At 70.2% G+C, this 19,238-nt stretch carries 13 protein-coding genes, 1 tRNA gene and 5 pseudogenes; 6 read left to right on the forward strand and 13 right to left on the reverse strand.

Annotation, left to right across the window (positions count from 1 at the left end):
* Window positions 1–22: 22 nt before the first annotated feature.
* The 3 genes from ACFYT4_RS05345 to nth form a co-directional block, all read right to left on the reverse strand.
* Window positions 23–1,222, reverse strand: coding sequence for a MarP family serine protease (locus tag ACFYT4_RS05345; protein ID WP_389265472.1), 1,200 nt, complete (start codon window positions 1,220–1,222; stop codon window positions 23–25).
* Between the two features lie 89 nt (window positions 1,223–1,311).
* The gene (locus tag ACFYT4_RS05350; RefSeq protein WP_389265474.1) at window positions 1,312–2,223 is read right to left on the reverse strand and encodes an NUDIX hydrolase; all 912 of its coding nucleotides are present in this window, start codon (window positions 2,221–2,223) and stop codon (window positions 1,312–1,314) included.
* Between the two features lie 46 nt (window positions 2,224–2,269).
* Complete coding sequence (gene nth / locus ACFYT4_RS05355; RefSeq protein WP_389265476.1) at window positions 2,270–3,238, reverse strand: endonuclease III; 969 nt, start codon at window positions 3,236–3,238, stop codon at window positions 2,270–2,272.
* A 312-nt stretch (window positions 3,239–3,550) separates the two neighbouring features.
* On the opposite strand from nth, the gene ACFYT4_RS05360 reads away from it, so the two are divergent.
* On the forward strand, window positions 3,551–4,225 hold the full coding sequence (locus ACFYT4_RS05360; protein ID WP_003956804.1) for a Crp/Fnr family transcriptional regulator: 675 nt from the start codon (window positions 3,551–3,553) through the stop codon (window positions 4,223–4,225).
* A gap of 216 nt (window positions 4,226–4,441) precedes the next feature.
* Here the strand turns inward: ACFYT4_RS05360 and ACFYT4_RS05365 are convergent, their stop codons facing one another.
* The 5 genes and pseudogenes from ACFYT4_RS05365 to ACFYT4_RS05385 form a co-directional block, all read right to left on the reverse strand.
* On the reverse strand, window positions 4,442–5,329 hold the full coding sequence (locus ACFYT4_RS05365; RefSeq protein ID WP_389265478.1) for a prohibitin family protein: 888 nt from the start codon (window positions 5,327–5,329) through the stop codon (window positions 4,442–4,444).
* Window positions 5,330–5,434: 105 nt separating this feature from the next.
* Complete coding sequence (locus ACFYT4_RS05370) at window positions 5,435–6,265, reverse strand: MBL fold metallo-hydrolase (RefSeq protein ID WP_389265480.1); 831 nt, start codon at window positions 6,263–6,265, stop codon at window positions 5,435–5,437.
* Window positions 6,266–6,600: 335 nt separating this feature from the next.
* Window positions 6,601–7,452: pseudogene (locus ACFYT4_RS05375) on the reverse strand (NUDIX hydrolase); the annotation flags it as partial.
* Between the two features lie 362 nt (window positions 7,453–7,814).
* Window positions 7,815–8,285, reverse strand: coding sequence for a RidA family protein (locus ACFYT4_RS05380; RefSeq protein ID WP_389265482.1), 471 nt, complete (start codon window positions 8,283–8,285; stop codon window positions 7,815–7,817).
* Entirely contained in the window at window positions 8,282–8,440 is a 159-nt protein-coding gene (locus tag ACFYT4_RS05385; RefSeq protein WP_003967454.1) for a DUF4177 domain-containing protein, read from the reverse strand. Before ACFYT4_RS05385 ends, ACFYT4_RS05380 begins: the two co-directional genes overlap by 4 nt.
* Before the next feature lie 209 nt (window positions 8,441–8,649).
* On the opposite strand from ACFYT4_RS05385, the pseudogene ACFYT4_RS05390 reads away from it, so the two are divergent.
* A pseudogene (locus tag ACFYT4_RS05390) lies at window positions 8,650–9,618 on the forward strand (ArsA family ATPase); the annotation flags it as partial.
* A 233-nt stretch (window positions 9,619–9,851) separates the two neighbouring features.
* A complete protein-coding gene (locus ACFYT4_RS05395) occupies window positions 9,852–11,309 on the forward strand; it encodes an ArsA family ATPase (protein ID WP_389265484.1) in 1,458 nt (485 codons plus the stop codon).
* Window positions 11,310–11,813: 504 nt separating this feature from the next.
* Here the strand turns inward: ACFYT4_RS05395 and ACFYT4_RS05400 are convergent.
* A complete protein-coding gene (locus ACFYT4_RS05400) occupies window positions 11,814–12,158 on the reverse strand; it encodes a WhiB family transcriptional regulator (RefSeq protein ID WP_389265486.1) in 345 nt (114 codons plus the stop codon).
* A gap of 450 nt (window positions 12,159–12,608) precedes the next feature.
* Between ACFYT4_RS05400 and ACFYT4_RS05405 the strand changes: the two genes are divergently transcribed.
* Window positions 12,609–14,873: a transglycosylase domain-containing protein gene (locus tag ACFYT4_RS05405; RefSeq protein WP_389265488.1), complete on the forward strand. Its 2,265-nt coding sequence runs from the start codon at window positions 12,609–12,611 to the stop codon at window positions 14,871–14,873.
* 580 nt (window positions 14,874–15,453) lie between these two features.
* Here ACFYT4_RS05405 and ACFYT4_RS05410 read toward each other — a convergent pair.
* Entirely contained in the window at window positions 15,454–15,918 is a 465-nt protein-coding gene (locus tag ACFYT4_RS05410; protein WP_389265490.1) for a GatB/YqeY domain-containing protein, read from the reverse strand.
* A gap of 218 nt (window positions 15,919–16,136) precedes the next feature.
* Between ACFYT4_RS05410 and ACFYT4_RS05415 the strand changes: the two genes are divergently transcribed.
* On the forward strand, window positions 16,137–17,063 hold the full coding sequence (locus tag ACFYT4_RS05415; protein ID WP_389265493.1) for a metallophosphoesterase: 927 nt from the start codon (window positions 16,137–16,139) through the stop codon (window positions 17,061–17,063).
* Between the two features lie 108 nt (window positions 17,064–17,171).
* Window positions 17,172–17,245 (forward strand) — tRNA-Pro (locus ACFYT4_RS05420).
* 104 nt (window positions 17,246–17,349) lie between these two features.
* On the opposite strand, the pseudogene ACFYT4_RS05425 reads toward ACFYT4_RS05420, so the two are convergent.
* The 3 pseudogenes from ACFYT4_RS05425 to ACFYT4_RS05435 all read right to left on the reverse strand — a co-directional run.
* Window positions 17,350–17,892, reverse strand: a pseudogene (locus tag ACFYT4_RS05425) (LacI family transcriptional regulator); the annotation flags it as partial.
* A gap of 76 nt (window positions 17,893–17,968) precedes the next feature.
* A pseudogene (locus ACFYT4_RS05430) lies at window positions 17,969–18,303 on the reverse strand (glyoxalase superfamily protein).
* Window positions 18,304–18,722: 419 nt separating this feature from the next.
* Window positions 18,723–19,191, reverse strand: a pseudogene (locus ACFYT4_RS05435) (PE-PGRS family protein); the annotation flags it as partial.
* Window positions 19,192–19,238: the final 47 nt, after the last annotated feature.

Genomic DNA, 19,238 nt, shown 5'->3' on the forward strand with positions numbered 1-19,238 from the left:
GGGCGGAGCCGGGCCCGCCGGGTTACAGGGCGCACGCCTCCGTGTCGACCGCCTGGTTCGCCGACAGGCCCGCCGAGATGTCTCCGGCGATCTCGTCCACCGTGAGGGCGTACCCCGTGTTCGCGTCGTCCAGCGACCTGGCGAAGATGACTCCGTACACCCGGCCGTCGGGGGTGAGCAGCGGTCCGCCGGAGTTGCCCTGGCGGACCGTGGTGAAGAGGGAGTAGACGTCGCGGCCGACGGTGCCACGGCGGTAGATGTCGGGGCCGGTCGCGTTGATCCGGCCGCGGACGCGCGCCGAGCGCACATCGTAGGAGCCGTTCTCCGGGAAGCCGGCGACGATCGCGCTGTCTCCCGTGCGGGCATGGGAGTCGGCGAAGAGGAGAGGCTCGGCCCTGAGGTCGGGGACGTCCAGTACGGCGATGTCTCGCTGCCAGTCGTAGAGGACGACCTTCGCGTCGTACAGCCGCCCTTCGCCGCCTATCTGCACGGTCGGTTCATCGACTCCGCCGACGACGTGCGCGTTGGTCATGACCCGGCGCTCGCCGAAGACGAAACCGGTGCCTTCGAGGACCTTGCCGCAGCTGTTGGCCGTGCCGACGACCTTGACGATGGACTGCTGGGCTCGGGCCGCGACCGGGCTGCCGACGAGCGCGGGGTCGGGGGCCTGGACCTCGGTGATGGGCTCGTTGGAGAACGGGCTGAAGACCTGCGGGAAGCCGTTCTGCGCCAGGACGGAGGAGAAGTCCGTGAACCAGGTCGACGCCTGACCCGGCATCACCCGGGAGACACCGAGCAGCACCTTGGAGTTACGGACCTCCTTGCCGAGCGTGGGCAGGGCGGTCCCCGCGAGGGCGGAGCCGATCAGCCAGGCGACCAGCAGCATCGCGACCACGTTGACCAGCGCGCCCCCGGTGGCGTCCAGCGCGCGGGCGGGCGACCAGGTGATGTTCCGGCGCAGCTTGTTGCCCAGATGCGTGGTGAACGCCTGGCCGACGGAGGCGCAGACGATCACGATGACGACGGCGACGACCGCGGCGGTGGTGGACACCTCGGCGTCGTTCGACAACTCTCCCCAGATCACGGGCAGCAGATAGACCGCCACCAACCCGCCGCCGAGGAAGCCGATCACCGACAGGATGCCGACGACGAAGCCCTGGCGGTAGCCGACGATCGCGAACCACACGGCGGCGACCAGCAACAGGATGTCCAGCACGTTCACCGTCATTAGCCTCGCAGTTTCATCTCCGGATGTTCGGTCCGGATTGTCGCCGGGTCGCTCCGGCCGGGTCGGTCCGGGGAGTCAGCCTGTCATGCGCGCCAGTCCAGTGGGACCTGCTTGCCGCGGTCCCAGGGCTGCTCCCAGCCGGCGTAGTGCAGGATCCGGTCGATCACGCCGGCGGTGAAGCCCCAGACCAGAGCGCCTTCGACGGTGAACGCCGGGCCGAGGTGACCGCTCGGGTGCGCGGTCATGGCACGGTTGGCCGGGTCCGTGAGATCCGCCACGGGCACGGTGAAGACGCGAGCCGTCTCCGCGGGGTCGACCGCGCCGACGGGGCTCGGGGCACGCCACCAACCCAGTACGGGCGTGACGACAAAACTGCTCACCGGGATGTAGAGCTTCGGCAGCGCGCCGAAGATCTGGACGCCGGAAGGATCGAGTCCGGTCTCCTCCTCGGCCTCCCGCAGTGCCGCCCTGAGCGGTCCGGTGGTGGCCGGATCGCCGTCCTCGGGGTCCAGCGCGCCGCCGGGGAACGCGGGCTGCCCGGCGTGCGAGCGCAGGCTGCTCGCGCGCTCCATCAGCAGCAGCTCGGGGCCGGTCGTGCCCTCGCCGAAGAGGACCAGGACGGCGGACTGGCGGCCTCCGGTCGGGGGCGGCAGAAAGCGGCTGAGCTGCGCGGGCCTGATGGTGTCCCTGACACGTACGACGGGATCGAGCCACTCGGGCAGTCCGTCGACGGAAACCGGAACAGGGGCGGAAACCGGAACGGCGGCGAGTTCGGAGGCGGGAAGGGGGGCGGGGGCCGCAGGGGCACCGTCCAGAGCCGTACGGACGCCGCCCCGGGGCCCGGGCCGGTCGCCCTGGCGTCCTGACGGGCCCCCGCCCCCGGGCGGCTCGCGGTCCCGGCGGCTGCCGCCGTCGGGCGCCGCCTCGCCGTACGCCTGGCTGTTGTGCACTTCGGCCTCACAGACCCCGCTGTACGTGTCTTCCCCTGTGCGCATGGGCACCCCCTCGTTCACAACGCCCCGAGGCGCACGGATCGTTCCGTCACCCGGTCTCCCGCGCGGCCGGCTCTCCCAGCGCGGGGGCCGGTTTGCCCGGGTAGTCCGGAGGCGGGTTCAGCCGCTGGCCGGGGTAGCCGCCCATCTCGTACTTCAGGAGCTTCTTGGCCTTCTCCGGGTCGGTCTCGCCCTCCCCGTACGACGGGCACAGGGGCGCGATCGGACAGGCGCCGCACGCCGGCCTGCGGGAGTGGCAGATGCGGCGGCCGTGGAAGATCACCCGGTGCGAGAGCATCGTCCACTCGGATTTCGGGAAGATCGCGGCGATCTCCGCCTCGACCTTCTCCGGGTCCTCCTGCTCCGTCCACTTCCAGCGGCGCACCAGGCGGCCGAAGTGGGTGTCGACGGTGATGCCCGGCACTCCGAAGGCATTGCCGAGGACGACGAACGCCGTCTTGCGGCCGACGCCGGGCAGGGAGACCAGGTCCTTCAGACGGCCGGGGACCTCGCCGCCGAAATCGTCCCGGAGGGCGGTCGAGAGCCCGATGAGGGACTTCGCCTTGGCGCGGAAGAAGCCGGTGGGGCGGATGATCGCCTCCAGCTCCTCGGGAGGCGCCGCGGCCATGTCCTCGGGCGCCGGGTACTTCGCGAAGAGCGCGGGCGTCGTCTGGTTGACCCTCAGGTCGGTCGTCTGGGCCGACAGGACGGTGGCGACCAGCAGCTCGAAGGGGTTGCGGAAGTCCAGCTCCGGATGGGCGTACGGATAGACCTCGGCCAGCTCGCGATTGATCCGGCGGGCACGGCGGACCATCGCCAGGCGCGATTCGGGCTTCGCCGGTTTCGCCGGCCCGCCCCGCTTGCCGGAGCCGCCGGACGCCGCCTGTCCCCGGCTCCCCGGCCCGGCCGCCCCGCCCGGCACCGCCGCCTTGGCCGGATTCCCCGTCTGCGTCGCACCTTTGCCCGATTTACCCCTTTGCTTGGCATTTCGGGCACCGTTGGACGCCTGTTCGCCCACAGCGGAATTCTGCTTTCCGGACACTCGTACGGCCCCCTTGGCCTGCGCTCTCACCGGCGAATTGGACACCCCGCCAGCCTACGGGCCGTGACTGACATCCGCCCCGGCCCCAAGCATTCCGGACCCAATCGGGCCCCTGCCGCACGAACAGGCGCACCGGTGCGTCAAACTTGTTGTGATTGATCGCACGAATATGTACTTGCCTGGTCCGCCGCGGCGAAGCTTCGTACGCGGGTGTCCCCCGGACGGGCACACTGCGGTCCGGCATCATGGGGGCCACGGTCCCTGAGCAGGTCGACAAGGAGAGAACTCGTGGACGACGTTCTGCGGCGCGCCCCGCTCTTCGCGGCGCTCGATGACGAGCAGGCCGCGGAGCTGCGCGGCTCGATGAGCGAGGTGACACTCGCCCGAGGTGACGCGCTCTTCCACGAGGGCGACCCCGGTGACCGCCTCTATGTGGTCACCGAGGGCAAGGTCAAGCTGCACCGCACCTCCCCGGACGGGCGGGAGAACATGCTCGCCGTCCTCGGCCCGGGTGAGCTGATCGGTGAGCTGTCCCTCTTCGACCCCGGCCCCCGCACGGCGACCGCTACGGCGCTGACCGAGGTGAAGCTCCTCGGCCTCGGCCACGGCGACCTCCAGCCCTGGCTGAACGCCCGCCCGGAGGTGGCCACCGCTCTGCTGCGCGCCGTCGCCCGCCGGCTGCGGAAGACCAACGACCAGATGTCCGACCTGGTCTTCTCCGATGTGCCGGGCCGGGTCGCCCGGGCACTCCTCGATCTGTCGCGCCGCTTCGGCGTGCAGTCGGAGGAGGGCATCCACGTCGTCCACGACCTGACCCAGGAGGAGCTGGCCCAGCTGGTCGGCGCCTCCCGCGAGACCGTGAACAAGGCGCTCGCCGACTTCGCCCAGCGCGGCTGGCTGCGACTGGAGGCCCGCGCCGTGATCCTGCTGGACGTGGAGCGCCTCGCGAAGCGCTCGCGCTAGCACCACCTCCCGTACGGAGAGGGCGCCCCGGTCACTTCCGGGGCGCCCTCTCCGTACGGGAACGCTTCCACGCGTACGTCCGCCGGTAGGGGCGGACGGCATCGCGCGGCATGAGGCGCCGACAGCCCGTGCGCTACGACGGCGCCGTTTCGCCGCCCCGGATTCCGACGGCCCCGCTACCGCCCGCCTCGCCTCCGTCGGCGTCGGTCCCTCGGCTCAGTTCCGCTTGCTGCCGTCGACGATCAGCGGATTACCGCTGCCGGCGCCGCACGGCACCGCGTACACGGGGTTCTTGGCGGCGGCCTCCCTGTACGCCTCGATGCACTGGTTCATCAGCACCTTGTCGCTGAGCGAATTGCTGAGGATCTTGTTCGCCTTGGCGATGCCCTCGGCCTCGATCCTGCGGCGCTCGGCCTCGGCGGTCGCCGTACGCGCCGCCTCCGTCGCCCGCTCGGTGGCCTGCTGCTGCTGGATCTTGCGGTCGATCTGGTCCTGGAGCTGCTCGGACGGCTTCACATTGCGCAGATTCACCGTGGTGACGTCGATCCCGCGCGGGGCCAGCCGCTCCTTGATCAGTTGGCCGATCTCGTTGTTGATCTTCTCGCGGGCGGAGGAGTAGCCCTCCTCGCTGGTGTGACGGGCGAAGACGTTACGGATGATCTCCCGGCTGTCCGGGAAGACCAGCCGCTGCTGGATGGCGTCCTCGCTGCCCGCCAGCCGGTACAGCTCGACGGCCTTGGCCGGGGTCACCGCCCACTTCACCGTGACCTCCACTTGCATGACACCGCCCTGCTGGGAGCGGACCTCGACCACGTCCTTGTCGGAGAGATTGAGGTCGACGGGACGGGTGGAGAAGGTGGTGACGTTGGTGAACGGCGAGGTCAGATTGAGTCCCGGGGTCATCGGCGAACCGACCTTGCCGAAGGTGACCGGGACACCCACCTCGTACGCGCTGATGACGTGTACGCAGCTGGATATGCCGACGAAGAGGCCGGCTGTGAGCGCGGCCAGGGCGCCGAGTCTGACCTTGCCGTTCTCGGTGCTGCGGCCGACGAAGTAGAGCACCGCAGCGATGATGACGAGCAGTACGAACAGAACGAACACGCCTATCCCCCCATGACGAAAGCCAGATGTAAGCGGAGCCTAAACAACCGGACATGGCATGCGACGCCCGCGGCTGGTGGGCGGTTCCGGGGAGGCGCGGGTGGTTCAGATCAGGCCGTGCTCACGCAGGTACTCCAGCTGGGCGCGGACGGAGAGTTCGGCCGCGGGCCACAGGGAACGGTCGACGTCCGCGTAGACGTACGACACCACCTCGGCCGGATCGCGGTGGCCGTTCTCGACGGCGGTCTCGACCTGGGCGAGGCGGTGGGCACGGTGGGCGAGATAGAACTCGACGGCGCCCTGGGCATCGTCCAGGACGGGGCCGTGGCCCGGCAGAACCGTATGGACGCCGTCGTCGACGGTCAGGGAGCGGAGCCTGCGCAGGGAGTCGAGGTAGTCGCCGAGCCGTCCGTCCGGGTGCGCGACCACCGTCGTACCGCGGCCGAGGATGGTGTCCCCGGTCAGTACAGCGCGGTCGGCGGGCAGATGGAAGCAGAGGGAGTCGGCGGTGTGGCCGGGGGTGGCGACGACCCGCAGCTCCAGGCCGCCGACGCGGACCGTCTGGCCCGCCCGGAGGCCCTCGTCGCCGAGCCGCAGCGCGGGGTCGAGGGCTCGGACGTTCGTACGGGTCAGCTCGGCGAAGCGGCCCGCGCCCTCGGCGTGGTCGGGATGGCCGTGGGTGAGCAGGGTCAGCGCGATCCGCTTGCCCGCCCGCTCGGCGGTGTCGACGACGCTGCGCAGATGCACGTCGTCGAGCGGGCCGGGATCGATGACGACGGCAAGCTCGGAGTCCGGTTCGGAGACGATCCAGGTGTTGGTGCCGTCGAGTGTCATCGCGGACGGATTGGGCGCGAGGACGTTGATCGCGCGTTCGGTCGCGGGCCCGGTGAGCACTCCGCCGCGCGGCTGTCCCGGCAGAGCGGCGGCGTCCGTCATCGCGGCTCTCCCGCCACCGGACCGAGGGCTCCCGCGGCCCCGGTGCCGCCCGGGGCTCCTGTACCGCCCGGCACACCTGACGCTCCTGGTCCGTCTGCCCCGTGCGTTCCGTCTCTTCCGTCTCTTCCGTCTCTTCCGTCTCTTCCGTGTGTCCCGTCGGCGGATCCGGACCTGGCTCCGCGACCGCGTTCGTCACCGTGTCCGGCCTCGTCACCGCGTCCGCGTACGGGCCCGTCACCGTGGCCGGCGGGACCGCCCGAGTCGGACGGTCCCATGGTCCCCGTCCCCGCCGCCCCCGCGGATTCCTCCGGTCCCGTTGCCCCCGGTGTCGCCGCTCCCGTCGGGATGCGCTTGGTGAACTCCTCGTGGCCCGGCCAGCTGAGGACCAGTGTTCCCCCCTCCACCCGGGCCCTCGCCAGCACCGGAGTCAGATCCTGCTCCCCCGCCACCGCGACCACATCGGCCGCCGTGGCGTACGGGGTGAGGGTCCGCAGCGTCGAGACCGTCGGCGGCATCATCAGCAGCTCGCCCTTGTCGTACCCGGCGGTCGCGTCGGACGGGCGGATCCACACCGTCCGGTCGGCCTCGGTGGAGGCGTTCCGGGTGCGCTGGCCCTCCGGGAGGGCGGCCACGAAGAACCAGGTGTCGTAGCGGCGGGGCTCGAACTCCGGGGTGATCCAACGGGCCCACGCGCCCAGCAGATCCGAGCGCAGCACCAGACCGCGCCGGTCCAGGAAGTCGGCGAACGACAGCTCGCGGTCGACCATCGCCTGCCGGTCGGCCTCCCAGTCGTCGCCGGTCGTGTCCCCGACGACCGTGTCGGGGGTGAGACCCGCGAGCAGTACGCCCGCCTCCTCGTACGTCTCCCGCACCGCCGCACAGACAACGGCCTGGGCAGTCGCCTCATCCGTGCCGAGCCGGGTGGTCCAGTCGGCGACCGAAGGGCCCGCCCAGCCGACCGGCCGGGAGTCCCGGGCGTCCACACCGCCACCCGGATAGGCGTACGCGCCTCCGGCAAAAGCCATGGAGGCCCGGCGGCGCAGCATATGCACGGCGGGACCGTCCGGCGTATCGCGCAGCAGCATGACGGTCGCGGCCTGTTTCGGCGTCGCTGGCGTGAGTGCACCGCTCGCGAGCGCGCGAATCCGGTCCGGCCACTCCGGTGGGTACCACTGACCATGGGACATGACCGGATGCTATGTGCATCCGTCGGGATGTTCGAGAGGCTCTTGGTTTCACGTGGAACAGCGCACCTGACCGGCTGCCGTCCCGGACGTCGTGGCAGCCGGTGAACGACGGCGTCCGGAGAAGCCTTGGGGAACCCGCACCCCGGGCTCTCGTCCGGCGCCGACGAGCCTGCTTTCACCGCCTTCGCCGGGTTCAGCGTTCAGCGCTTCAGCGGACGGGCGGGTGTACGGGCCGGTGCAGCCCTCCGCGTACGAACAAGGCCCCGCGCCCTCCCTCATCAGGAGGCGCGGGGCCAGGGATGTTCGGACGGACCCTTCAGTCCCGGTCGCGCGGACTCACTCCTGGACGAGCTCGCGCGGACTCATTCCTGGACGAGCTCGATCTGGAACTCGACCTCGACGGGCGCGTCCAGCGGAAGGACGGCGACGCCCACCGCGCTGCGCGCGTGCACGCCCTTGTCACCGAGCACCTCGCCCAGCAGCTCGCTCGCGCCGTTGATGACACCGGGCTGGCCGGTGAAGTCGCTCGCGGAGGCGACAAAACCGACGACCTTCACCACACGGGCGATACGGTCCAGGTCGCCGATGACCGACTTCACGGCGGCCAGACCGTTGAGCGCGCAGGTACGGGCGAGTTCCTTGGCCTCCTCCGCGGTGACCTCGGCACCCACCTTGCCGGTGACCGGAAGCTTGCCCTCGACCATCGGGAGCTGCCCCGAGGTGTAGACGTACCGCCCCGAGACCACGGCCGGCTGATAGGCGGCCAGCGGAGGCACGACCTCCGGCAGTGTCAGCCCCAGTTCGGCGAGCTTCGCGCCGACGACCCCACTCATGCTTTCTCCCGCTTCAGATACGCCACGAGCTGCTCGGGGTTGTTCGGCCCGGGAACGACCTGGACGAGCTCCCACCCGTCCTCGCCCCAGGTGTCCAGAATCTGCTTGGTCGCGTGCACGAGAAGGGGCACGGTCGCGTATTCCCACTTGGTCATGGGCCGACTGTAGCCGTACGGCCGCACCTGCCCGTGACGCAGCCCGGACCGGGCCCCGGAGCCCGGCACCGGACTCCGCTCCCTCCCCTCGGCGATGAGCCGGGACCGGTCCCGGGCACGGTGCTCCGGGACGTACTGGTTACACGAGTGACGCAGCCCGCACGCAGCCTCGTGCGTAGCGCGCGGCCCGACTGGTTAGGCTCGAAAGCGTGAGCAGGCTCCAGGTCGTCAGCGGCAAGGGCGGCACCGGTAAGACCACGGTGGCCGCCGCCCTCGCGCTCGCCCTCGCGACCGAGGGAAAGCGGACTCTTCTCGTCGAGGTCGAGGGGAGGCAAGGCATCGCACAGCTCTTCGAGACGGAAGCGCTCCCATACGAGGAGCGGAAGATCGCCGTCTCCTCCGGAGGCGGCGAGGTCTTCGCGCTGGCCATCGACGCCGAGCGGGCGCTTCTCGACTACCTCCAGATGTTCTACAAGCTCGGCAGCGCGGGCCGCGCCCTCAAGAAGCTCGGCGCGATCGACTTCGCCACGACCATCGCGCCCGGAGTGCGCGACGTCCTGCTGACCGGCAAGGCGTGCGAAGCCGTACGCCGCCGGACGAAGCAGGGTTCGTACGCGTACGACTACGTCGTCATGGACGCCCCGCCCACCGGCCGCATCACCCGGTTCCTGAATGTGAACGACGAGGTGGCCGGACTCGCGAAGTTCGGCCCGATACACAATCAGGCCCATGCCGTGATGCGGGTGCTCAAGTCACCCGGGACCGCGGTCCACCTGGTGACCCTGCTGGAGGAGATGCCGGTCCAGGAAACCGCGGACGGGGTCGCCGAGCTGCGCGCGGCCGATCTCCCCGTCGGCCGGGTCATCGTGAACATGGTCCGCCCGCACATCCTCGACGAGGAGGCGGTGCGCCACGCGGCGGACGGCCGCCGCCCGGACATCGCCAAAGCGCTCGCGGCGGCCGGAGTGAGCGGTGCGGCCCGCCTGGTCACCCCGCTGCTCGACCAGGCCGCCGACCATGCCCGGCGGGTCGAGCTGGAGCGCGAGCAGCGGTCCGCGTTGAGCCGCCTGGACCTCCCGTCGTACGAACTCCCGCTGCTGAGCGAGGGGGTCGACCTCGCCGGGCTCTACCGGCTGGCGAGGCTGCTCCGGGAGCAGACCGCCGACCAGATCGGTGAGCGGACCGGTGAGCGGAGCGCCGGAGCCGGCAACGCGCCCGGGCGCGGCCGGAACGCCGACGCGCCGTCCGGTGAGACCCCCGGCGAGAACTCCGGTGACGGCTCGGGCGACAGCTCCGGAGAGCGGCCCGACGCGCCGTCGTCCGGCAGGCGGAGCGGCCGGACGACGGAACACGGAACGCAAGGGACCGGAAAGCAAGGGCACGGGAAGCACACGAAGCAAGGGACCGGTTCATGACCCTGGACGCGTCGGCCACGCCCCTCGAAGTCGACCCGCTCATCGACGACCCGGCCACGCGCATCATCGTGTGCTGCGGGGCGGGCGGCGTCGGCAAGACCACGACCGCCGCGGCTCTCGGCGTACGGGCCGCCGAGCGCGGCCGTCATGTCGTCGTGCTGACGATCGACCCCGCGCGCCGGCTGGCCCAGTCGCTGGGCATCGACTCCCTCGACAACACCCCGCGCCGGGTCAAGGGCATAGAGACCGACGGCGAGGGCCCCGCGGGCGAACTGCACGCCATGATGCTCGACATGAAACGGACCTTCGACGAGATCGTCGAGGCCCACGCGGACGCCGAGCGGGCGCGCGCGATCCTGGAGAACCCCTTCTACCAGTCCCTGTCCGCCGGTTTCGCCGGCACACAGGAGTACATGGCGATGGAGAAGCTCGGCCAGCTCCGGGCCCGCGACGAATGGGACCTGATCATCGTCGACACTCCCCCGTCGCGCAGCGCGCTGGACTTCCTGGACGCGCCCAAGCGGCTGGGCTCGTTCCTGGACGGGAAGTTCATCAAGCTGCTGATGACCCCGGCGAAGATGGGCGGCCGGGCGGGGATGAAGTTCCTGAATGTCGGCATGTCGATGATGACCGGGACCCTGGGCAAGCTGCTCGGCGGCCAACTGCTGCGTGATGTACAGACCTTCGTGACCGCGATGGACACGATGTTCGGCGGCTTCCGCACGCGTGCCGACGCCACCTACCGGCTGCTCCAGGCCCCCGGCACCGCCTTTCTCGTGGTGGCGGCGCCGGAGCGAGACGCGCTGCGGGAGGCGGCGTACTTCGTGGAGCGGCTGGCGGAGGAGGAGATGCCGCTGGCCGGTCTGGTCCTCAACCGGGTCCACGGCAGCGGCGCCGCCCGGCTCTCCGCCGAACGGGCCCTCTCCACGGCGGAGACGCTGGCCGCCGCGGAGGAGGCGTGGGAGTCCGGTGAGGCCGTCGATGGCGCGGCCCGCCCGGCGGGGGAAGAGGCCGCGGAGGGAACGGACGCTTCGGACGCCGGTGCAGAAAATCTTGGAACCGGCCGCATTGTCGATCAGGGGACAGGGAAGACTGGTGTTCGTGAGGCCACGGGCGCCTCTCCCGAATCCCCGCCCGTGGACCCTTCCCCGGACCACATTCCCGAGCATCGCGACCGTCCCGAGCCCACCGAGCATCGCGAGGATCCCACCGAACACAGCACTGAACAACTGACGGCTGGTCTGCTGCGCCTGCATGCCGAACGGATGCAGGTGCTCGCGCGTGAGCAGCGGACGCGCGACCGTTTCACCGCACTCCACCCGGAGGTGGCGGTGGCCCATGTGGCGGCCCTGCCCGGCGACGTACACGACTTGGCGGGCCTGCGGGCGATCGGTGATCAGCTCGCGGCCGGCACGACCGACGGCACCCGCCGTACCGGCAGGACGGCGAAGTGACCGAGCCCGGTCCTCGGCCGGTTGCCGCTGAGGCCGGCACGCGGCCTGCTCCGTAGCGGCCGACAGGGCGGCCCGCACCGCGAGGACGCCCCCGGCCCGAACGCACCTCGCCGGGGCACGACCGGCGCGGATGCCGCTCCGGGCCCGACGGCCCGGCAGGAGGCGAGGCGGCAGGGCACGAATCCGTGGGCACCGACGTCTTGGGCACCCGACGCCATGGGCCCGAATGCCGTGGGGACGCCCATTCGTGGAGCCCTGAGCAGGAAGAAGCAGGGAAACGCGAGCAGGGAGATGTGAGGCGCGGAGTCGCAACGGCCTGTCCGCCGTGCTCACCGCGCCACACTGCGAGCCTCCGTCTTCCGTCTGCGCAGGTCGCGCGCATCCGCAGACGCAGGACCCGGCGTACCCCGGGACATGGCGTACATCCCCGGGGTCGCCCCAGGGGCCGGCGGGGCTCTGAACCGTTTCCGGACGAGCCCCTGAACCACATCCCGCAGCTGTGAGTTATCCCACAGCCGCGTACGCCGCGTATGTCTCGTCGTCGTCGAGGCCCACGGGCAGGATGCCCGCGCTGCGCTCGTACTCCGTGCGCGCCGTCTCAAGGAGTCTGCGCCAGGAGGTGACCGTGGGACGCCTGCGCAACAGCGCACGCCGCTCCCGCTCGGTCATTCCCCCCCATACGCCGAACTCCACGCGATTGTCGAGGGCATCGGCCAGACACTCGGTCCGCACCGGACATCCGGTGCACACCGCCTTGGCCCTGTTCTGCGCTGCCCCTTGTACGAACAGTTCATCCGGATCGGTAGTGCGGCAGGCTGCCTGCGCACTCCAGTCGGTTACCCAGCCCATTCCGGCTGCCGTCCTCTCCCGAATCGAGGCTCCCCCACGGCGGCAGCGGCATATTCACCGCTGCCAGTTGAGGACGTTACGGAAGGCGGGCGCGGCGCAACACCCCCTGCGGGCCCAATCTCGAATGGCCCGAACGGACTATGGGTCCGTGGCAGATCACCCAGGGGGGTGAGGTGAAGGCATAGCGAACGAACCCGACAAAACAGGGCAGACCAGCTGAGTCACAGCGGGCATCTGATGATGCGTAAGGCAGATTCCGGCGAAATTCGGGCACGGAGTGTCGGGTTCCACTTTCGCTGCCGGAGGCGTCTGATGACTAGAGGACACGCCACGAAGTTGCTGTGGATTCCTGGAATGCCTTGATACAAAACCGCACGGCTGTGACAGTTGAGAGCAGCTTAGGCCATGGCCTATACCTATGTCCGGCGAATGAGAACGTAGGCTGCCTGCATGTCGAAGAAGCGCTCGGGCGGTGGTCTGACCGGGACCCAGCAAGCCGCCAAGTTCCTCGGTGTCAGTGTGCTCTCCGGAGCAGTACTGGCCGGCATCGCCCTGCCGGCCGCCGGTGCGCTGGGGCTGGCGGCCAAGGGTACGGTCCAGGGGTTCGACGAGATTCCCGCCAACCTCAAACAGCCCCCGCTCAGCCAGCGCACCACCATTCAGGACGCCAAGGGCGGCACGATCGCCACCGTCTACAGCCGCGACCGCACGGTGGTTCCGCTCGCCAAGATCTCGCCGTACATGCAGAAGGCCATCGTCGCCATCGAGGACTCGCGCTTCTACCAGCACGGCGCGATCGACCTCAAGGGCGTGCTGCGCGCGCTCAACCGCAACGCCCAGTCGGGCGGTGTCGCCCAGGGCGCTTCGACGCTGACCCAGCAGTATGTGAAGAACGTCTTCGTGGAGGAGGCTGGCGACGACCCCGACAAGGTCGCCGAGGCCACCCAGCAGACGCTCGGCCGCAAGATCCAGGAGCTGAAGTACGCGATCCAGGTCGAGGAGGAGCTGGGCAAGAAGAAGATCCTGGAGAACTATCTCAACATCACCTTCTTCGGCCAGCAGGCGTACGGCGTCGAGGCAGCGGCCAAGCGGTACTTCTCGAAGTCGGCCAAGGAACTGACGCTGGAGGAGTCAGCGCTGCTCGCGGGCATCGTCCAGTCCCCCAGCCGTTACGACCCGGCCAATGACACGGAGGAGGCGACCAAGCGCCGGAACATCGTGCTCCAGCGCATGGCCGACATCCAGGACATCACCCAGGACCAGGCGGACAAGGCCAAGGCCACCCCGATCAACCTCAAGATCAGCAAGCCGCGCAGCGGCTGTATCGCGGCCGAGAAGGGCGCGGGCTTCTTCTGCGACTACGTCCGCGCGGTGTTCCAGTCCAGCCCTGTCTTCGGCAAGACCCGCGAGGACCGGGTCAAGCTCTGGAACCGCGGCGGCCTGACGATCAGGACGACGCTGGACCCGAAGGCCCAGGACTCGGCGCAGGAGGCCATCAAGGAGTACGTCTACGCGTCGGACAAGGTCGAGAGCGCGGTGACCATGGTCCAGCCGGGGACCGGCAAGGTACTGGCGATGGCCCAGTCCAAGCCGTACGGCCTCGGGAAGAACGAGAACACGATGAACTACTCCGTCAACAAGAAGATGGGGGGCTCGAACTTCGGCTTCCCGGTCGGATCGACCTTCAAGCCGTTCGTGGCGGCCGCGGCCATGGAGCAGGGCAGGTCACCGGGGCAGTCGTACCCGGCGCCGTACTCCATGCCGTATCCGAGCCCGATCCAGACGTGCGACGGCGGCAAGCCCTGGGTGAACACCGAGGGAAGCAAGGTGGAGAACGAGTTGAGGGAGGAGGTCGGTCCCTACGTCCTCAAGGACGCGATGGCGAAGTCGGTCAACACCTACTTCGTCCAGATGATCGCGGACATCGGCCTCTGCCCGGTCGTGGGGATGACCGACAAGCTCGGAGTGATCCAGGGCGACGACGAGAAGCTGCCCGTCTCCCCCGCGGCGATGTCGCTCGGCGCGCGGGGCATCTCCCCGCTGACCATGGCCAGCGCCTACGCGGCCTTCGCCAACCGGGGCATGTACTGCACGCCGATCGTCTTCGAGTCGATCCGCACCGCCGACGGCAAGAACCTCGAACTGCCCAAAAGCAGCTGCTCAAGGGCGATGAGCGAGCGGACCGCCGACACCATCAACTCGCTGCTGAGCGGTGTGGTCGACTCCGGTACGGGTCAGCGGGCCGGTCTGACGGGCCGCGACAACGCGGGCAAGACCGGTACGACGGACGAACGGCGGAACGCCTGGTTCGTCGGCTACACCCCGAACCTCTCCGGTGCCGTGTGGGTGGGCAGCGCCGACCAGCAGGTGAAGATGGAGAACATCACCATCGGCGGCCGGTACAAGCCGAAGGTGTTCGGTGGTGAGGTCCCCGGATCCATCTGGCGCGACATGATGACCGGCGCCCTCCGAGACGAGTCGGCGCCCTCCTTCAACGATGTCCCGATCCCGGACGCCCCCAGGCCCCCGGAGCTCCCCGACGACGGCAAGCCCGGCGACGGGGGCGACGGTGACGGCGAGGGCCCGATTCCCGGCATCTCCCTCCCCCCGAACCTGATCGGCGGCGCCGACAGCCGCGGCCAGGGCAACGGGGGTAACGGAGGCAACGGCGGCGGCGAGGGCAACGGAGGCGGCCAGGACGGCTTCGAACCGTAAGGCGCTCCGCGAGACGGGGTGGTGCCACCCGCTCACTGATACGCAACGAGGGGCCCGGGTCACCACGACCCGGGCCCCTCGGGCTTGGGCGCGACGCGGGGTGCGAGGCCTGTGGTGGCGGGGGCGGGGCCGCCCGGGACGAGCCGGGTGAGCGGGGCGGGGTGCGGGCCGGGCGGGGCTCGGCCACGGGGTGGACGGCCCTGGGCAGGGGCGGCCCGGGCCCGGGGCCGGGCTGGAGAGGGAGGCGGGCGTCGGGCGGGAGAGGGCGCGGGCCCGAGATGGGCAGCCCCAGACCTGTGCGCGAGTGGCACCCGCGCGTGAGGGCCCGCCCCCAGGGACACTCCTACAGGCGAGGATCACGCCAAGACAACGGTCACCACCTCATCGGCCGCATCGCTGCCTGTGGAACGAGCCGCCCAAACCAGCCGGGCTCCCGGCTGCCGCAACGGCCCGGCGGCCCAGCCCCGCGCACTCGGCTCAGCCCGGCCCCTCCGCCCGGCCCGATCAGCACTCTCGCAGCCCGGCCAGCGCTCCCGACCCGATCAGCACTCACCCAGCCTGATCAGCACTCCCGGCCCGATCAGCCGGCGAGGAGCTCTTTCACCGTCGCGGCCACCCGGCCGCCCTCCGCGCGCCCGGCGACCTTCGGGCTGACGATCTTCATCACGGCCCCCATGGCCCGCGGCCCCTCCGCCCCGGCGGCCCTGGCCTCCTCGACGGCCTGGGCGACGATCAGACGAAGCTCGTCGTCGCTGAGCTGCTGCGGAAGGTACGCGTCCAGCAGCACCCCCTCCGCCTTCTCCCGCTCCGCCTGCTCGGCCCGTCCGCCCTGGGCGAAGGCCTCGGCGGCCTCCCGGCGCTTCTTCGCCTCCTTGGCGATCACCTTCTGTACCTCGTCATCGGAGAGCTCCCGAGCCGTCTTGCCCGAAACCTCCTCCTTGGTGATCGCGGCGAGGGTCAGCCGGAGCGTGGAGGAACGCAGTTCGTCGCGCGCCCTGATCGCCTCGGTGAGGTCTTGCTGGAGCGTGGCCTTGAGCTTGGTCATACAGGGAGTGTGACAGGTGGGCCGATGCAGCTGCCCGATCATTTCGGGTCGGTACGGCCGTGCCGGGCGGGGGTGGCATGGCGGCGCGGAGGGCGGGTTCCCGTATCCGAACCGACGCACCAGGTTCCGGTGACGGCGGCCACCGGCGCGTACGACCGACTCGGGCCCGCCGAACGCCGGCCCGGCGCCCGCGCGCGCCGGTCTGCGACGATGGACACATGCGCGCACGCTACGGAGTACCCCTGGGAATCACGGCAGTCGGAGCAGCCGGCCTTGTCTACGCCGCCGCCTTCGAGGCACGGTCGTTCCGGCTCCGACGGCTGACGGTCCCGGTGCTCCCGCCCGGTATGCGCCCGCTGCGGATCCTCCAGGTCTCCGACATCCACATGGTCAGGGGCCAGCGGAAGAAGCGGGCCTGGCTGCAGTCCCTCGCGGGGCTCCGCCCGGACTTCGTCGTGAACACGGGAGACAACCTCTCCGACCCGGAGGGCGTCCCGGAGGCCCTGGACGCGCTCGGCCCGCTGATGGAGTTCCCGGGTGTGTACGTGTTCGGCTCCAACGACTACTACGGCCCCAAGCTGCGCAACCCCGCCCGCTACCTCTTCGAGAAGGCCCAGGGCCGCCACGGGCTGAACGGCAACGCCCCCGCGGTCGGCGCGGTACACAACCCCTGGGAGGACCTCCGTGACGCGTTCGACTCGGCGGGCTGGGTCGGCCTGAACAACACCCGCGGCCGCCTGAAGCTGGAGGCGGGCGAGATCGCGTTCACGGGCCTGGACGACCCGCACATCAAGCGTGACCGCTACGAGGAGGTCGCGGGCGGCCCCGAATCCGGCGCCGACCTCTCCCTGGCCGTCGTCCACGCCCCCTACCTGCGCACTCTTGACGCCTTCACCGCCGACGGCTACCCCTTGATCCTCGCCGGCCACACCCACGGCGGCCAGCTCTGCATCCCCTTCTACGGAGCCCTGGTCACCAACTGTGACCTCGACACCGACCGGGTCAAGGGCCTCTCGACCCACCAGACCGCCGGCAAGACCGCCCATCTCCACGTCTCCGCCGGCTGCGGCACCAACCGCTACACCCCGGTCCGCTTCGCCTGCCCCCCGGAAGCCACCCTCCTGACCCTCGTGCCCCCCGCCTAGCCCCCTCCTCCCGGCCGCCTCTCACCGCCGGGACCCCGCGAAAACCGGATTTCGCCTGGGAGCGCGGGTGGGCTAAAGTAATCGATGTCGCCGTGAAGCCGGTGGCATCGGGGTGTAGCGCAGCTTGGCAGCGCGCTTCGTTCGGGACGAAGAGGTCGTGGGTTCAAATCCCGCCACCCCGACAGTGAAATAGCAGGTCAGGGTCGTTCTCCTTCTCGGGAGACCGGCCCTGATTGCGTTCCTGGGGTGTGCTGGGTGTCAACTGGGGGTGATCTTGGTCAGCGGTTCACGTCTCGGTGGCACGCTGCTGCAACAGCCGGTCCGGCACCGGTACCGGGGAACGCGGGTGCAACAGACGACGGGCGTCCAGCGACTCGTTCGTGCCAGACCTCTGTCAACTGGTCCAACAGCGTCGCCCGCATGTGAGTCGGTGACGTGGCTGTAGCGGGCGCCGACCGATCCGTCCTCGTGCCCCATCCGCTCGTCCATGAGGACCTTGGGCGTGCCCAGTTCCTCCATGAGCGTCCGGTGTCCGTGGCAGAGGCCGTGGCGAGTGAGCCGATCCCTGATCGGCATCCAGCAGGCTTCAGCCCGGTTGGCGGCGCCCCGGCCGCGCACCGGTATGCCGGGGAAAGGGGCGCCCGCCACGGGGACGGGGTGCGCGTCCTGTGGGCTTTCTTCGGGTGCCAGCCGGTCGCGGCCGGGGTGAAGATCCACGTAGCGTGGCCGGAGCGCCGCCAGTGGGCCGCCTCGCGCGACGGGCCGACCTGCCGGACGAAGCCGCTTCGGCGATGGCCTTCTCGACTCGGGTGCGCTTCGCCTCCGCCACATCTCGGGCCGGTCACGCGGGCGCGTACTCCCTCAGCCGCCAGCACAGATTCCCTGCTGCGCGCTGCCAGCGAGCGTCATTCCGTCGGCGTGCCGATCCGCAGGCGGTTGCCGTCAGGGTCGCGCAGCTCAATCTCACGCGCCCATGGAACATCTTTCGGCTGCACACTGAACTCGGAGGCGATGGCCTCGACATCACGCATGCGGAGGTAGACCAACGTGTCGGGGGGCGGGCGTCGCCCTCGTGCTCCGACAAGAACAACCGCACCCCACCCCGGGCAACCTCGACGAACGCGGGAAGTCCCGGTTCGAAGCGGTGTTCCCACTGCTTGGCGAAGCCCAGCCGCTCGTACCACGCGACCGCCGCCGCAGCGTCCTCGACGCGAAGAATGGGAATGACTTCCTCGTCCATGGAGTCATCGTCGCAGAGCGCCCAGGGCGAACATTGCCTGATGCGGCACTAGAGGGCGGGGTGAGTGGTCCATCGGGATCCGGCGTGCCCGGCTATGGCATGTGAGATCTGTCCTGGGGTGACGCCCAGGCCGCGAGCCTTGGTGACCACGATCCAACCCGTACGTCCGTCCAGATAGGGAGCAATCTGCTGGTGCGCCGCGCTGGGGGAGTCCCTGTCGCGGCAGTGGGCTGGACGCACACGGACATCCGCCTGGGGGCGGGCCGGACGGTGACCTGCTGGATCTGATCCCACCGGTACGTGCGGCGGGATTTGCCGACCTCGACGGTGAGACCGTCTGCGGTGACGCGGAGCGATCGCCGTGCGGTGCGCCGGCCCCACCTGATCCACAGGACTCCGGCCATGCTCAACGGAATCGAGACACCGTGACCGCGGTCGCGTAGGGCCTTGACCGCCTTCTCGACGAGTTCTCCGAGCCGGATGACCTCCGCACGCAGGGCAACCAACTCGTCGTGGCGGTCGGCCTTGTCTTCGCCGCACCACGCCCGGACGGTCCGTGGGACGGCTGCCTCCGCGTCCAGCGTGCGATCGTCCCGGCGGCCGTAGGAGGACCCGGAGGTTTGGGTGCGCTCCTGCTCGATGTCCTGCTGCTTGCGATCCATCTCGGGGAGGATCTCCCCCGCGAGACGGCCGGCCACCTGGCGGGCGACATGTTCGGTGACCGGCCGCCCGGCGAAGCACGAGCCGTCGCTCCTCTCGTAGACCATCGAGTCGGCACGTAGTTCAGCGGCGTCCAAACCGATGACCGGTGCGGTGTCGTCAAAGCGACCCGGCTCCGGGACTCCCGCGTCCGCAACCCCTGCGCAGACGCAACCTGTTCCTCGGCCGACCCGGAGGGTGCTCACAGACCCCAACGCAAAGCGCCTGGTCAAGCC

This window comes from Streptomyces sp. NPDC004609, from assembly GCF_042873655.1.
Taxonomy (GTDB): domain Bacteria; phylum Actinomycetota; class Actinomycetes; order Streptomycetales; family Streptomycetaceae; genus Streptomyces.

Coding starts and splice junctions, on each gene's coding strand:
- ACFYT4_RS05400 (WP_389265486.1), bottom strand. CDS start 12,158: ATGGGCTGGGTAACCGACTGGAGTGCGCAGGCAGCCTGCCGCACTACC.
- ACFYT4_RS05405 (WP_389265488.1), top strand. CDS start 12,609: ATGTCGAAGAAGCGCTCGGGCGGTGGTCTGACCGGGACCCAGCAAGCC.
- ACFYT4_RS05370 (WP_389265480.1), bottom strand. CDS start 6,265: ATGACGGACGCCGCCGCTCTGCCGGGACAGCCGCGCGGCGGAGTGCTC.
- ACFYT4_RS05380 (WP_389265482.1), bottom strand. CDS start 8,285: ATGAGTGGGGTCGTCGGCGCGAAGCTCGCCGAACTGGGGCTGACACTG.
- ACFYT4_RS05350 (WP_389265474.1), bottom strand. CDS start 2,223: ATGCGCACAGGGGAAGACACGTACAGCGGGGTCTGTGAGGCCGAAGTG.
- ACFYT4_RS05415 (WP_389265493.1), top strand. CDS start 16,137: ATGCGCGCACGCTACGGAGTACCCCTGGGAATCACGGCAGTCGGAGCA.
- ACFYT4_RS05410 (WP_389265490.1), bottom strand. CDS start 15,918: ATGACCAAGCTCAAGGCCACGCTCCAGCAAGACCTCACCGAGGCGATC.
- ACFYT4_RS05395 (WP_389265484.1), top strand. CDS start 9,852: ATGACCCTGGACGCGTCGGCCACGCCCCTCGAAGTCGACCCGCTCATC.
- ACFYT4_RS05385 (WP_003967454.1), bottom strand. CDS start 8,440: ATGACCAAGTGGGAATACGCGACCGTGCCCCTTCTCGTGCACGCGACC.